Below are 15012 nucleotides of genomic sequence, written 5' to 3'. Positions count from 1 at the left end.
ACCCCATTTGGCAGAAAACCCCTGAACAGGAAATGAATAAATTTGCTAATAGCATCTTTTTTCGTTTTAAGCTTAAAATTGCAATAATGTTGCCGCCAAGCCGGCGCAAACTTGCCCGGTTCAACCACTGGTTCAACGGGTTGGAACGGTGTCGAGACGAAATCAGGGCGAATCGGCGCCTGTCTGTGCCGTCAGCAGGGATGAAGCGCGTGCGGGAAATGACCTCGTGGCGCGCGGCTCAGGCCAGCAGGCAGGCGATCCAGAACAGCAGTCCGGTCTCGCGGTTGGCGCGGAACAGGCGCAGGCAGGCGGGGCCGTCGGCCGGTTGAAGCCGCCAGACCTGCCAGCCCAGATGCGCGAGTGCCGGCAAGGCCAGCCACCAGGTGGACGAGCCCATGGCGATCAGGCATGCCAGCATCAGCAGCCCGGCGATCAGATAAAAGGCGGCGATGCCCGGCCGGGCCGCATCGCCCAGCCGGCGGGCGCTCGACTTGACGCCGGCCAGTACGTCGTCCTCGATGTCCTGCAGGGCGTAGACGGTGTCGTAACCCAGGGTCCAGAACACGCCGGCGGCGTACAGCAGCAGCGCGGGCAGGGGAAGGGTGCCGGTAACGGCGGCCCAGCCCACCAGCGCGCCCCAGTTGAAGGTGAGGCCAAGCCAGGCTTGCGGCCACCAGGTGATGCGCTTCATGAACGGGTAGGCAGCCACCAGGGCCAGTGCCGTCAGCGCCACCAGTTGTGCCATCGGCTCGAGGCAAAGCAACACCAGGAAGCCGATGAGGCACTGGGCGAACAGCCAGCCCCAGGCCTGGCGCACGCTCACGAGTCCGGCGGCCAGCGGCCGGTTGCGGGTACGCTCCACCCTGGCGTCGATATCGCGATCGACGATGTCGTTGTAGGTGCAGCCGGCGCCGCGCATGGCGATGGCACCGATGCCGAACAACAGGAGCAGCCACACGTCGGGCCACATGGCGCCACTGGCGCGGGCCGCCAGCGTCAGCGACCACCAGCACGGCCACAGCAGCAGCCAGGTGCCGATCGGCCGGTCAAGACGCGACAGTCTCAGATACGGCCGCCAGCCGGCCGGCATCCGCTCGACCCAGCTGCCGCGGACGGCGTCCGGCGTGGTGGTGTCGGTCATCTGGCGTCCTGCTCCCGGCTCGTGCTAACGCTCGGACAATGCTGCCGGCGCATCAACGCCGTCGGCCTGTTCCTTGTCAAGCAGCCGGCCGCTCAGTGTGCGGCGGCAGAACGTGCCGGACCGCCATGACGTCTACCCCGGATTCGCCCTCCCTGGCCTCGCCCTCCATTCGTCTGTTCGTTCCCGAGACGCTGGCGGCGGGCGTGCAACTCACCCTGTCCCGCGAGGCCAGCCATTACCTGATCGAGGTGATGCGCCGGACCGCCGGCGACGAGGTGGCACTGTTCGACGGCCGCAGTGGCGAGTGGGCGGCGGCCATTCTTGATCCGCATCGCAAGCAGGCGGTGCTGGGCGTCTCCCGCTTGTTGCGGCCGCGCGAGTCGGTGCCGGATCTGTGGCTGCTGTTCGCGCCGATCAAGAAGGGCCGGATCGACTGGATCGCCGAAAAGGCCTGCGAGCTGGGCGTCGACCGACTGTTCCCCGTCATCACCCGGCGCACCATCGTCGAGCGGGTGCCGACAGACCGCTTGCGCGCCCATATGGTGGAGGCCGCCGAGCAATGCGGCCGCACCGCAGTACCCGAACTGGCCGAGCCGCAATCGCTCGATGCGTTGCTCGCCGCCTGGCCCGGGGATCGCCAGTTGCTGTTCTGCGACGAGACCGGCGGTGTCGCGTTCACTGATGCCGTCGCCGGCTGGCAGCGCGACCGCCCCAGCGCCATCCTGATCGGACCGGAGGGCGGGTTCACCGACGCTGAACGCGAGCGGATCCGGCGCCTAGACCGGGCGACCGGCGTGTCGCTGGGGCCGCGCGTCCTGCGCGCCGACACGGCGGCGGTGGCCGCCATCAGCCTGTGGCAGGCCCTGGTCGGCGACTGGAACGGGTGATTGCCGGACGTGACGGCGCGTGACTGTCCGTTCTCATTGGATGGACAATGCGTTGGCAACACCGCCTTGTGTTCGAAATATTTCTCTACTAGGGCTGGCGGCCATGAGTACTCGGGAGGATGACCAGCAGGACGAACCGACCATCGAGTCGCGCGACGACTTGGTGGCCTATCTGGCGTCCGGTTCGAAGCCGGCGGATCGCTGGCGGCTGGGCACCGAGCACGAGAAGTTCGTCTATCGCCGTGCCGATCTGGCGCCGCCGACCTACGCCGAGCCGGGGGGCATCCGCGACGTTCTTGACGGTCTGGGACGCTTCGGCTGGCAGCCGATCCTTGAGGGCGACAACGTGATCGCCCTCAAGAAGGGCGGGGCCTCGGTCAGCCTGGAGCCGGGCGGCCAGCTGGAACTGTCTGGTGCGCCACTGGAGACCGTCCACCAGACCTGCGCCGAGATCACCAGCCACCTCGACGAGTGCGCGACGCTGGGCAAGGCGTTCGGTCTTGGCTTCCTTGGCCATGGCTTCATCCCCAACCAGCGACGCGCTGACATGCCGGTGATGCCCAAGGGGCGCTACACCATCATGCGCAACTACATGCCGAAGGTGGGCTCGCTCGGCCTCGACATGATGTTCCGCACCTGTACCGTGCAGGTAAACCTGGACTTCGGCTCCGAAGCCGACATGGTGCAGAAGTTCCGTGTTAGTCTGGCGCTGCAGCCGGTGGCGACGGCGCTGTTCGCCAACTCGCCGTTCACCGAAGGCAGGCCCAACGGCTATCTGAGCTACCGCAGCCATATCTGGACCGATACCGATCCGGATCGCACCGGGATGTTGCCGTTCGTGTTCGAGGACGGTTTCGGTTTCGAGCGCTACGCCGACTATATGCTCGATGTGCCGATGTACTTCGTCTATCGCGACGGCCGCTATATCGATGCCGCCGGCCAGTCGTTCAGGGACTTCCTTGCCGGTCGTCTGCCGGCGCTGCCGGGCGAGAAGCCCCGTCTGTCGGACTGGGTGGATCATCTGTCCACCGCCTTCCCGGAGGTCCGCCTCAAGACATTCCTGGAAATGCGCGGTGCCGACGCCGGCCCGCAGCGCCGTATCTGCGCGCTGCCGGCGCTGTGGGTGGGCCTGCTCTACGACACAGGTGCGCTCGACGCCGCCTGGGATCTGGTGAAGGACTGGACCCACGACGAACACGACGCCTTGCGCCGCGATGTGCCGCGGCTCGGCCTCAAGGTGCCGTTCCGCGACGGCACGCTGCAGGACGTCGCCCGCCGCATGATTGACATCGCCGCGCAGGGCCTGAAGAACCGTGCGCGACTGAACGCCACCGGCCTCGACGAGCAGGGCTTCCTGGACGAATTGCGGGAGATCGCCGACAGTGGCGTCACCCCGGCCGAACGGCTGCTGACGGACTATCACGGCCGATGGGGTGGCGATATTCGCCATATTTTCCCCGCCGAAAGCTTCTGACCCCTATCTCGTTCGACTGAACCGCATTAGCCTCGCAGGCAGGGGCAGGGGCGCCTGCGCGACAGGCGTCGTCGGGGAGGCATGGCATGGTCTGGTTTCGTCGCGGGCTGATCGCGCTGGGGGCGTTGGCGTTGATCGGGGTTATCGGCCTGGTCAGCGTCGGGCCGGGCTGGGTCGATGCACGCATGAACCCCGTGCTGGACCACCCGTTGCCGGCGCTGCGACCGGACAGTGCGACGTTGCACAAACAGCTGGTCATCGTCGACCTGCACGCCGATCCGCTGCTGTGGCGGCGCGACCTGGTGATCGGGCACGACCACGGCCATATCGATCTGGCGCGGCTGGAGCGGGGTAATATCGCGCTGCAGGTATTCTCCTCCGTCACCAAGACGCCCAGGAACCAGAACTACGAGAATAACGGCGGCGACACCGACAACATCACGCCGCTGGTGATGGCGCAGTTGCAGCCGGTCCGCACCTGGCACTCGCTGCTGCAACGCTCGCTCTATCATGCCGAGAAACTGGACCGCTTCGCCGCGCGCTCGCAGGGGCGGTTGCGGGTCATCCGGACGCGGGCCGATCTGGCCGCGTTGCTGGCCGACCGGGCGGCGGGAAGGGCGGTCACTGGCGGATTGCTGTCGGTGGAGGGGTTGCAGAACCTGGAAGGCCGGCTCGACAATCTCGACCGCCTCGACCAGGCTGGGTTCCGCATGCTCGGCCTGGCGCATTTCTTCGACAACGAAGTCGCGGGCTCGGTGCATGGTATCGCCAAGCACGGCCTGACGCCGTTCGGCCGCCAGGTGGTCGCCGAGATGGAACGCCGGCGGCTCGTCATCGACATCGCCCACGCCAGTCATGCCGCCATCGCCGAGGTGCTGGCAATGGCGACGCGGCCGGTGGTCTACTCCCACGGTGGTGTCAAGGGCACCTGTGACAACAACCGCAACCTGACCGATGCCGAGATCGACGGCGTGGCTGCCACCGGCGGGCTGATCGCTATCGGCTTCTGGGACACCGCCGTCTGTGACGCCACGCCGGCGGGTATTGCCCGCGCCATCCTCTATGTCCGCGACCGGGTCGGCATCGACCATGTGGCGCTGGGCTCGGACTGGGACGGCGCCGTCGCCGCGCCGTTCGACGCCGCGCATCTGGCGGCGCTGACCCAGGCACTGCTGGATGCCGGCCTGTCGGAGGCAGACCTCGGCAAGGTGATGGGCGGCAACGCCGTCAAATTGTTTGCCGAAAGTCTGCCCGACGCTTGACAGCATCGTCCCAAGGCCGTATCCGCGCACCTCTCTCCTGGCTGCGCCCCGTTCGTCTAGCGGCCTAGGACGCGGCCCTCTCACGGCTGAAACAGGGGTTCGATTCCCCTACGGGGCGCCATCGCCGGCGATCATGCCTGACGGGCACACTGGCGCTGCCGTCAGATTGCCGTTTCCCTTCGAGATTCCGCCACTGAGCCGCTGCCGCGGAGAACTGCTGCCTGGTCATGGTAGCCGGCTGGTTCTCGACAAGCCGGATATCGCAGTCGGACTGTCGAAAAGTTTTACATATTCTAATATAAGAACACATGTACCCATGACGATTGAGTCGTTACCGTATTGAATCTAAAGGACGCGCCCAGCGCGGCATGGTTCTTGCTCCGTAACAAAGCACGGCGCCCGTCAGAGCGTCGCTCGATAACCAGTACTGGGGTAATGACCATGTTGAAAACACTAGGTCTGGCGACCGCGACGTCGCTGATCACCATTGCCATCGCGCAGACCGCCTTGGCTGGCGCCATCACCGGGTGGAACCAGAGCAATGTCGTGACCGTCGATGCCGATGGCGCGAGCTATATCTATGACAGGGCGGTGCCGGACGCGGCCGCAGTCACCAGTGGCTCTGTCGTGTTCGATCTGGACGAAACCGACTCGCCGGGTCTGAAAGTGGTCAATGGCGCGCCGTCGTCAGGCAGCAATGGCGACGTTGACAACTGCATCATGGCGTCGAGCGCCGCCAGCTGTAACAGCGAGCGCCAGAGCGGCAAGCGCTTCAAGCTCAACCGGACCGGCCATGAGGCGATCGATCTGGTTTTCAACTATGATGGCAGCATCATTTCGACGACCGACAACGACGGTTTGTACCGCGTGTTCCAGAAGTATGGCAACGACACGGGCGGCGTCCTGGACAAGTTCACCATCCAGCTTGGCTATGGGGTAGGGGCCGGGTTCGAGAAGTCCGCCAGTGGCGATGGCCTGCGGTTTGTCGATTTTGGTGCCCAACCACACAACAACCAGCTCAGTGCACTGTTCGCGGCCGGCCTGTTCGGCGAGGTGGACGAGGTGCATCCGCTGCCGGGCTATTTCGACAACGTCAATCGGTCCGGTTATCAGCTTGAGCTGGTGGGCGAGGACGATATCCGGTCGCTGGGCATGTTCGGGGCCTATGAGGCGCTGTTCGGAAACCTGTTGTCCTATTCGACGGTGCCGAACGGCTATTTCTACGACAGCGACGGGAATCCCGACACCGATGCCGTGCTGGTCGCCCATTGGGACGCCTCGTCGGGCAAATGGATTCAGAACCGGTCATTGGTCGACGGCGTGGTCGGCGTCATCGCCGATGGTAACGGTGGCACGCAATATGACAGCCTGGAGGCACTTGAAGCGGCGCTGCTGTTGTCTTCGGGGGCCGGTCTGTGCGCAACCGCGGCGCCGGGCACACCCTGTCTGGCTGGTGTGGACAGCATCGAGGATCTGGCGAAGTTCAACCTGACCTATTTCATCGATCCGACACAGCTCGGCGATGTCAGCCAGTTCACGTTGCGTTTCGTCGTCAATGAAGTGCCGGAACCGGCCGCCTGGGCCATGATCGGCTTGGGTCTGGTTGGTCTGGCTGGTTTGTCGCGGCGTCGCAAGCGCTGAGCAGACGCTCGAATAAGCCTTACTGCACATAGAGCTTAATGTCTGCCGCGCGTCGCCCGAAAGGCGGCGCGCGGTTCATTTTATGGCGATACTGTTTGCGATCGATGGCCGAGATGTCATCAATGGCCGAGATGTCATCAAACTGTCATCCGAGCAGCGGAGAACTGCGCCTGGAGTGATGGTGCGCTGACGGGAAGGGTTACCATGGGTACGAGGCATGCATTCAGGGGTGGAGTCACAAGCGGCGGCCTGGTAGCGCTGGCCATGGTCATGGCCGCAGGTGTGATGGTGCCGGCCGGCGCTGGCGAGGCCCTGTCGCGACCTCATTCGCCGGGGCAGCCCTATGCGGCGCGTTCGCTTCCCGACCGGATCGTACTGACGCCAGGTGCCAGCGCCGCCCGCCAGATGGCCGTCGCCTGGCGGACCGACGTCGGCCAGAGCGTGGCGCAGGCGCAGATCGCACCGGCTCTTGATGGTCCCAGTCTTGAAGCGCGTGCGCGTCAGGTCATCGGGGTCAGCGCGCCGATCACCACCGAGAATGGCGCGGCCATCTATCATCAGGCGCGTTTCGACAATCTCGATCCCGATACCGCCTATGTCTATCGGGTGCGGGGCAGCGCCGGCTGGAGCGAGTGGTTCCAGTTCCGTACCGCCGCCGATGGCTTCAAGCCGTTCAATTTCATCTATCTGGGCGATACCCAGAACAACATCCTGTCGATTGCCTCGCGGGTGATCCGGCAGGCCTTCCATACCACGGAGTCGCCGGCCCTGGTGGTCCATGCCGGTGATCTTGTCGCGCAGCGCGACGATAAGGTGCACGACGACGACTGGGGGGAGTGGACCCAGGCCGGGGGCTATAGCTACAGCATCGTCCCGCAGGTCCCCGCCACCGGCAACCACGAATATGTGGACAGGATCGGGGCCGACGGCCAGGAATATTATGAGCTGGGGCCGCACTGGAGCCGCCAGTTCACCCTGCCGGCCAACGGTGCCGAAGGTGCCAGGGAAACGACCTATTATGTCGATTTCCAGGGCGTCCGTTTCATCGTGCTGGACGCCACCTCGGCGCTGGAGCTGGGCACCATCGACAGCCAGACCCGCTGGCTTGAAGCGACGCTCGCGGCCAGCAAGGCAAAGTGGCACATCGTCGCCTTCCATCATCCGATTTACACCTGCGCCCGTCCGGTCGACTTCAACAAGCTGAAGGCGGCATGGAAGCCTGTTTTCGACGCGTACAACGTGGATCTCGTCCTGCAAGGCCACGACCACTGTTACAGCCGGTTGACCGCCGAGGCCGGCAAGGATGCATCAGCCAGAGCCCGGGCGGCGGGTGGCCATCAGGGGCCGGTCTATCTGGTGTCGGTGACCGGATCCAAAATGTATGCCCTCAATGATCGCTCGGCGACGCAACCCGATCGTGTCGCCGAGGACACCGAGCTTTATCAGGTGACACGCGTCGAGGCCGATCGTCTGCTGTTCCGGAGCTACACCGCCACGGGGAAGCTGTACGACGGCTTCGATCTGGTTCGCAAAGGCCGTCACAAGACGCTGATCGAGATTCCCGAGGCCCAGGGGCCTGCACGGCGCTGCAACGGCGCGATGGGGCCCGATGGCGTGCCGTGCACCAGCCGGGCCAAGTAGCACCGGAGCGCCAGCAGAGTGCCGGGCCAGTGTTTTTTGCATCGGCTACAATTGCGGTATTTAACATAATATAGATTATGCGCATTTGCGGCCTGAGGGAGGGCGCCCTTTCCGGCGTTGTTCAGGCGGCCCGCATGCCCGGTGCAAGTCCCAGCCGCTCGATGGTCATCTGGCTGTGCGGGGGCGCGACGGACAGGCGCGCCTGGCCACGAATCAGTTCCGCCGGCCGACCTTCTTCAGCGTTCCAGACCGCAGGCTGGATGACTGGCGCGACACTGAACGCGTTCAATGCGCTCTGATGTTCGTGCCATTCACGACCAGCGAAGATCGCGGCGGCGATGGCGCCAAGCAGCAGTACGCCGGTCAGGAACAATCGAGTCGAGGTGATTGCCATGCCATTGTCCCCGATGGTTGAATGTTCCGCGATATCCATCTGTCATCCTTGGTCTTTGGGTCTTGCTCGTTCTGCCCGGTCATTCCCGCCGCCAGCGGCAAAGCCGGTTTCAGCCGGGCGGGAAATATCCTAGGACGAATTTCCGGCATTAACCCTGAATACGGGATGAACCACGTGTCCGATGCTCTTCACCAGAAGTTACGTGACTCCGCTGCCACGGCCTTCGCCGCGCTGGTCGACGTGATGGCGCGGTTGCGCAACCCCGATGGTGGCTGTCCGTGGGATCTTGAACAGAGCTTTGCCACCATTGCGCCCTATACCATCGAGGAGGCCTATGAGGTTGCCGATGCCATTGCCAGTGGCGACCGTGGCGCGCTGCGCGAGGAGCTGGGCGACCTCCTGCTGCAGGTGGTCTATCACGCCCGAATGGCCGAGGAGGAAGGTGCTTTCCATGTAGCGGACGTGGTCGAGGGCATTACCGCCAAGATGATCCGCCGGCATCCTCATGTGTTTGGTGAGGCACAGGTGGCAACGGCCGCCGAGCAGACCGCCGCCTGGGACGCCATGAAGGCGGCCGAGCGGACGGCAAAGGCCGCCCCGGCCGTGTCGCCCAGCGCGCTTGACGGTGTGGCGAGCGCCCTGCCCGCGCTGATGCGCGCCCAGAAGGTCCAGGCCCGCGCGGCCCGTGTCGGCTTCGACTGGCCGGACGCCGCCGCTGTGCTGCCGAAGATCGCCGAGGAACTGGCGGAAACCCGCGATGCCATGGCGTCGGACGATGTGACGCACCAGATGGAGGAAGTTGGCGATCTGCTGTTCGCGGTGGTCAACCTCGCCCGCAAGCTCGACATCGACGCCGAGACGGCGCTGAAGGCCGCGACGGACAAGTTCGATCGCCGCTTTCGCGCCATGGAGCAACTGGCGGACAGCCGGCCGGACAGTCCGGCATTCGCCGACCTCGATCTCGATGCCATGGAAGCCTTGTGGCAGGCGGTAAAGAAGGCTGGCGCTGCTGGTTGAAGCCGGCGGCTCAGCGCAGCTGCTGGTAACGGCCGAATTCGGCCGGGCTCAGCCGCACCTGCAGGCGGACATGGGTTTCGCCATCATGGCGACCAATCACGTCGCCATGGCTGTACAGCCAGGCAATGCGCCGGCCGTCGGCCTGGTCGACCTCGATCTCGTGCAGTCGGGCATGGGCGTATAGCTGGTCCGCCAGCCGTTCCCGAAGGGTATCGAGCCCCTCGCCCGTCAGTGCCGACACCGCCACCACATCCTTGTGGCGGGCCGCCTGGGCCAGGACCGCGTCGCGCTCCTCGACTGGCAGCAGGTCAACCTTGTTCAGCACCTCGACCAGAGTGGGGCCGTCGTCGTCGAGAACGCCGAGCTCTTCGAGCACCCTCAGCACGTCGGCTTTCTGCGCCTCACTGTCGGGGTGGGAGACGTCGCGGACATGCAGGATGATATCGGCCTCGATCACTTCCTCCAGCGTTGCCCGGAAGGCGGCCACCAGCTGGGTCGGCAGGTTGGAGATGAACCCCACGGTGTCGGAAAGGATCACCTTGTCCTCCCGGCCGAGCCTGATCGCCCTCATGGTGGGGTCAAGGGTGGCGAACAGCAAGTCCTTGGCCATCACCTCGGCGCCCGCCACCTTGTTGAACAGGGTCGATTTGCCGGCGTTGGTGTAGCCGACCAGCGCCACCACCGGATAGGGTGCGCGCTGGCGGCGCTGACGGTGCAGCGCCCGGGTGCGGCGGACATCCTCAAGCTCGCGCCGCAGCTTGGCGATACGCTCCCGGATCAGCCGGCGGTCGGTCTCGATCTGGGTCTCGCCGGGGCCGCCGAGGAAGCCGAAGCCGCCGCGCTGGCGCTCAAGGTGGGTCCAGGAGCGCACCAGCCGGCTCTGCTGGTACATCAGATGCGCCAGTTCCACCTGCAGCGTACCCTCGCGGGTCTGGGCGCGTTCGCCGAAAATCTCCAGCACCAGGCCGGTCCGGTCGATAACCTTCGCCTCCAGCGCCTTTTCAAGGTTGCGCTGCTGGATCGGTGATACCGCGCCATCAATGACCACCAGCGCCGCGTCATGCTCCTTGACCAGCGCCGCCAGCTGGTCAAGCTGGCCGGTGCCCAGCAGCGTGCCGGGGCGCGCCTTGCGCACGGCGATGACCTGCGCTGCCACCACGTTCAGGGCGATGGCCTCGGCGAGTCCCACCGCCTCCTCCAGTTCGGCCTGCACCGAGCGCGCGTGGTCAGCGCGCTGCGTTGACTTCAGGTCGATGTGGACGACGATGGCGGTCGCACCAAAAGAGCCCGCGTCACCATACGATGACGCGGGCCCGGTTTGAGCTTTCGCCGTGCTGGACGATGGCGTCGGCAAGGGCGTGGTCAGTCCCCCTCGCCCGTGGTTTCGGCCTCGAACAGCGAGATCGGGGCCGCTGGCATGACCGTCGAGATCGCATGCTTGTAAACCAGCTGAGAATGACCATCGCGGCGCAACAGAACCGAGAAATTGTCAAACCAGGTGATGACGCCCTGAAGCTTCACGCCATTCACAAGAAACATGGTGACGGGGGTCTTGCTCTTGCGGACGGTGTTGAGGAAGACGTCTTGAAGATTATTGGATTTTTCAGCCATTCAAGCCCTCGCTTGACTCCAGTTGTATCTAGCAAATTCCGACCTGCGACCTCGGTATTTGGCCTGAGCCGAGAGATTATTATGAGTCCGATTGCTAGCAGCTTGTTATAGCGACACTTTCGCCCTCTATTTATGGCAGTGCGCCAGGAGAAATACAACCCCCCCGACCACTGACTATTGGTCGGATGTCCGGCGGTCGGTCAGTTATGAGCGCGAGGTCGGGCAGGCCTATTCGTCGAGCGGGCGATCCTCGTCGCTCAGGCCCAATGCCTTGAGCTTGCGGTGTAATGCCGAACGCTCCATGCCGATGAAGGCCGCGGTGCGGGAAATATTGCCGGAGAAACGGCGGATCTGCACCCGCAGATACTCCCGCTCGAAAGCCTCTCGCGCTTCCCGCAGCGTGGTGCCCATGATCGACTGGGCCGCCTCGCTGGGGAACAGTCGCGCCGGTTCCGCCACCAGTTCCGGGGGCAGCATGGAAAGGTCAATCTCGCTGACATCCTCGCTGGGGGCGAGAATCAGTGTCCGCTCGACGACATTGCGCAGCTGCCGGACGTTGCCCGGCCAGTCGTATGTCTGGAGCGCGGCGAGCGCGTCGGCGTTGACACGGGGCGCCCGGCGGGCGCGAGCGACCGACAGTCGTTTGAGGAACATCTCGACCAGCGGCGGGATATCCTCCCGCCGTTCGGCGAGCGCCGGCATCCGGATCGGCACCACGTTGAGGCGGTAGAACAGATCCTCGCGGAAGCGTCCGGCGGCGATTTCCTGACGCAGATCCTTGGACGAGCCGCTGATCACCCGGACGTCGACCTTGACGTTGCGGGTGCCATCGACGCGCTGGAACACCTGTTCGGTAAGGACACGCAGCACTTTGGCCTGGGTGTGCAGCGGCATGTCCCCTACTTCATCGAGGAACAGGCTGCCGCCGTGGGCCTGTTCGAACAGGCCGGTCTTGACCACCACGCCGTCGCGTTCGAGGCCGAACAGTTCCACCTCCACCCGCTCCGGCTCCATGCTGGCGGCGCCAATGACCACGAACGGCGCGCCGCTGCGCGGGGACCACAGATGCAGCAGGCGGGCCGCGACCTCCTTGCCGGAACCGGCGGGCCCCGTGATCAGCACCCGGCTGCCGGTGGGCGCCACCTTGCGGATGGTGTTGCGCGCCGTGGTGATGGCGGCGGAATTGCCAGTGAGTTCGAGATCCATGCCGGCGCGTTCGCGCAGTTCCTCGTTCTCGCGCTTCAGTCGTTCGGTCTCGGTGGCGCGTTGCACCAGCAGGATGAGCTGGTCCGCCTCAAACGGTTTTTCGATGAAATCATAGGCGCCGCGCTTGATGGCGGCGACCGCGGTCTCGACGTTGCCATGGCCGGAGATCATGATGACCGGCAGCGACGGATCACGCTCCTTCACCAGCGCCAGCAGTTCCAGCCCGTCCAGGCGGCTGCCTTGCAGCCAGATATCGAGGATCAGCAGGGACGGCCGGCGCTCGGCGATCGCGGCCAGCGCGGAATCGCTGTCGGCGGCGGTGCGGGTCTCGTAGCCTTCGTCCTGCAGCACGCCGGAGACCAGCTCCCGGATGTCAGCCTCATCGTCCACAACCAGAATATCAAGCGCCATGACTCACCTTCGACAGGTCCGAGGGTGTACCACCCGTCGGCTCGCTCTCATCGCCAGGCGGCATGATCGCCGCCAGATTGAAACGCAGTTCCGCGACGGCGCCGCCTCCCGCCCGGTCCGTCAGCGTCAGTTCTCCCCCGTGGTCCTCCACGATCTTCTTCACGATCGCCAGGCCGAGCCCGGTTCCCTTCGCCCGCGTCGTGACATAGGGCTCGGTCAGCCTGTTGCGCAGATCTTGCGGCAGACCGACGCCATTGTCGGCGATCCGCAGCGTCAGCCAGTCGTCCTCCACACTGATCGATACGTCGATGGCCGGCGGCCCGCCGGCGTCCGGCGCGCGCGCCCGTGTTGCCTCGATGGCGTTCTTGACCAGATTGGTGATCGCCTGGCCGAGCTGGCGACGATCGCAGATCATGGTTGGCAGCCCGTTGGGCACGTCGAGCGTGAAGCGGACGTCGGTATGCGCCACTTCCTGGAGGAACATCGCCTGCCGGGTGATTTCGGCGATCGACTCGGTGCGAAACACCGGCTTGGGCATCCGGGCGAAGGACGAGAACTCGTCCACCATGCGGCGCAGATCGCCGACCTGGCGGACGATGGTGTCGGTGCAGGCGGCAAAGGTCTGCGGGTCGGAGACGATTTCCTTCAGATACTTGCGCCGCAGCCGTTCGGCCGACAGCTGGATCGGCGTGAGCGGGTTCTTGATCTCGTGGGCGATGCGCCGGGCGACGTCCGACCACGCGGCCTGACGCTGATCCGCCAGTTGCTGGGTGATGTCATCGAACGTGATCACCCAGCCGCTGGCGCCGGTGGCGGCGGAGTCGGGGCTGACCTGCACCAGGAATGTCCGGTTGACGCCCTCGCGGTCAAGCGTGACCTCGCCGCGCGAGCGACGTTCCGGCGACGCGCGGGCGATGTCCACCAGGGCCTGCAGTTCCGGCACCGCCACCGCCAGCATCTGGCCGACCAGTTCGCTTTCCTCGCTGGCCAGCAGCTCCGCCGCCGAGCGGTTGGGCAGCGTAATGATACCCTCGGCCGACACGCCCAGCACACCGGCGGAAACACCGGACAAGACGGTTTCGGTGAAGCGGCGACGGCTTTCGGCCTGGGCGTTGGCGGCGATCAGCGCGTTGGTCTGCGTCTGCAGCTGCGAGGTCATGCGGTTGAAGGCACGCGCCAGCACGCCGATTTCGTCCGGGCTGCCGCGGGCCGGCACCCGTGCCGACAGGTCACCGCGCCCGACCTTGTCGGCCGCGCGCACCAGTCGGCCGATCGGCGCCACCAGCCGGTTGGCGAGCCACAGGGCCGCCCAGATGGATATCAGCAGGATGATGACCGACACCACCACCAGCGAGATGTTGAAGCGCAGTTCCAGATCCTTGCGGCGCTGCACCAGCTGACGGTAGTCCGACAACGCCGACTGGGTGCGTGCCACCTGGTCGAGCACCTGCGGCGCCACCTTGCGACTGACATAGAGAAAGGTATTGCGGTAGGGTTCCAGCTTGATCAGGGCCTGAACCCGGTTGTTATCCTCGCCCTGCCCTTCCAGCACCACCACCACGCCGGTGGCGGCGCGGTTGACCTCGGCCTCGGGCAGGCGCGCGGTGTTGACATTGGGGTCGAGCCGGACACGGGCAACGACGTCCATCTGGCGGTCGTCGGCGATCCGGAACACGATGGCTTCCGAGAGATCGCGGGCCAGCGCCTGCCACTGCACCACATCGGCGAAGGCGCGGTTGTCGGTCCCCAGCTGGGGCGCCTGCCGGCTCAGATCCCACGCCATGGCGAGAATATCGCCGCGGATGCGGTCGCGGTTCTCCAGCACATAGGCCTGCGCCACCTGGTCGGCGTTGTCGAGCACGGTGCGCACCCGGTCGGAGAACCAGAACTGCAGGCCGAACTGGAACAGCATCGAGGCAAACACCACCACCAGGATGGTGGGGAGGATGGCGACCAGCGAGAACAGGCCGACCATGCGGATATGCAGCCGGGAACCGGCAAGGCCGCGCCGCCGGTCGGCGAACAGGATGGTCAGCCGCCGTACCACCAGCACGGCGAGCCCCATCAGCGGGATGAGGTTGAGCACCAGCAGCGCGGTGACCAGATGCGGCGACTCGACGCTGACCGGCGCACCCTGGGTGGACAGTGCGAAATAGGTCCCGGCACCCAGCACCATGACCACGACAGCCAGTGCCACTTCCAGCTTCGGCCACAGATTGATCCGCCCCGCCCAGCGGCTGAAGCGGCGCCGGCCGACCCGCCAGCGGCGTGCCAGCCGGGCAGGCAGTGGGGCATTGGAGTTCGCTGTCATGATCTGCACGCCACAC

General features: G+C 65.3%; 11 protein-coding genes, 1 tRNA gene and 1 pseudogene. 7 read left to right on the top strand and 6 right to left on the bottom strand.

What is annotated here, in order from left to right:
- Nucleotides 1-238 precede the first annotated feature (238 nt).
- Complete coding sequence (gene ubiA, locus ABU113_RS15025) at nt 239-1141, bottom strand: 4-hydroxybenzoate octaprenyltransferase (protein ID WP_454560316.1); 903 nt, start codon at nt 1139-1141, stop codon at nt 239-241.
- A 125-nt stretch (nt 1142-1266) separates the two neighbouring features.
- Here ubiA and ABU113_RS15020 point away from each other — a divergent pair, with 125 nt between their 5' ends.
- From ABU113_RS15020 to ABU113_RS14995, 6 genes are all read left to right on the top strand, one after another.
- Nucleotides 1267-2028 (top strand): 16S rRNA (uracil(1498)-N(3))-methyltransferase, encoded by a 762-nt coding sequence (locus ABU113_RS15020; protein ID WP_454560315.1) that lies wholly within the window; start codon nt 1267-1269, stop codon nt 2026-2028.
- A gap of 103 nt (nt 2029-2131) precedes the next feature.
- Nucleotides 2132-3502, top strand: coding sequence for a glutamate--cysteine ligase (locus tag ABU113_RS15015; RefSeq protein ID WP_454560314.1), 1371 nt, complete (start codon nt 2132-2134; stop codon nt 3500-3502).
- Nucleotides 3503-3588: 86 nt separating this feature from the next.
- Nucleotides 3589-4764 carry a dipeptidase gene (locus ABU113_RS15010; protein WP_454560313.1) on the top strand — a complete coding sequence of 392 codons (1176 nt, stop codon included), beginning with the start codon at nt 3589-3591 and terminating at the stop codon, nt 4762-4764.
- A gap of 45 nt (nt 4765-4809) precedes the next feature.
- Nucleotides 4810-4885, top strand: a tRNA-Glu gene (locus ABU113_RS15005).
- 314 nt (nt 4886-5199) lie between these two features.
- Complete coding sequence (locus ABU113_RS15000) at nt 5200-6405, top strand: choice-of-anchor F family protein (protein WP_454560312.1); 1206 nt, start codon at nt 5200-5202, stop codon at nt 6403-6405.
- A gap of 264 nt (nt 6406-6669) precedes the next feature.
- On the top strand, nt 6670-8046 hold the full coding sequence (locus ABU113_RS14995) for a fibronectin type III domain-containing protein (protein ID WP_454560311.1): 1377 nt from the start codon (nt 6670-6672) through the stop codon (nt 8044-8046).
- Between the two features lie 121 nt (nt 8047-8167).
- Here ABU113_RS14995 and ABU113_RS14990 read toward each other — a convergent pair whose 3' ends face one another.
- Entirely contained in the window at nt 8168-8479 is a 312-nt protein-coding gene (locus tag ABU113_RS14990) for a hypothetical protein (protein WP_454560310.1), read from the bottom strand.
- A gap of 135 nt (nt 8480-8614) precedes the next feature.
- Here ABU113_RS14990 and mazG point away from each other — a divergent pair, with 135 nt between their 5' ends.
- Nucleotides 8615-9457, top strand: coding sequence for a nucleoside triphosphate pyrophosphohydrolase (gene mazG, locus ABU113_RS14985; protein WP_454560309.1), 843 nt, complete (start codon nt 8615-8617; stop codon nt 9455-9457).
- Nucleotides 9458-9467: 10 nt separating this feature from the next.
- On the opposite strand, the gene hflX is transcribed toward mazG, so the two are convergent.
- The 4 genes and pseudogenes from hflX to ABU113_RS14965 form a co-directional block, all read right to left on the bottom strand.
- Entirely contained in the window at nt 9468-10724 is a 1257-nt protein-coding gene (hflX, locus tag ABU113_RS14980; RefSeq protein WP_454560329.1) for a GTPase HflX, read from the bottom strand.
- Between the two features lie 98 nt (nt 10725-10822).
- Nucleotides 10823-11068, bottom strand: a pseudogene (gene hfq / locus ABU113_RS14975) (RNA chaperone Hfq); the annotation flags it as partial.
- 228 nt (nt 11069-11296) lie between these two features.
- On the bottom strand, nt 11297-12685 hold the full coding sequence (gene ntrX / locus ABU113_RS14970) for a nitrogen assimilation response regulator NtrX (RefSeq protein ID WP_454560308.1): 1389 nt from the start codon (nt 12683-12685) through the stop codon (nt 11297-11299).
- The gene (locus tag ABU113_RS14965; protein ID WP_454560307.1) at nt 12675-14996 is read right to left on the bottom strand and encodes an ATP-binding protein; all 2322 of its coding nucleotides are present in this window, start codon (nt 14994-14996) and stop codon (nt 12675-12677) included. The genes ntrX and ABU113_RS14965 overlap by 11 nt, the downstream gene beginning before the upstream one ends.
- Between the last annotated feature and the right edge of the window lie 16 nt (nt 14997-15012).

The sequence above is a fragment of the Parapedomonas caeni genome, assembly GCF_041060555.1.
In the GTDB taxonomy this organism is placed as follows: Bacteria; Pseudomonadota; Alphaproteobacteria; order Sphingomonadales; family Sphingomonadaceae; genus CAUJIW01.
Note: the sequence above shows the minus strand (reverse complement) of the source record. Positions and strands in the feature narration are given on the sequence as shown.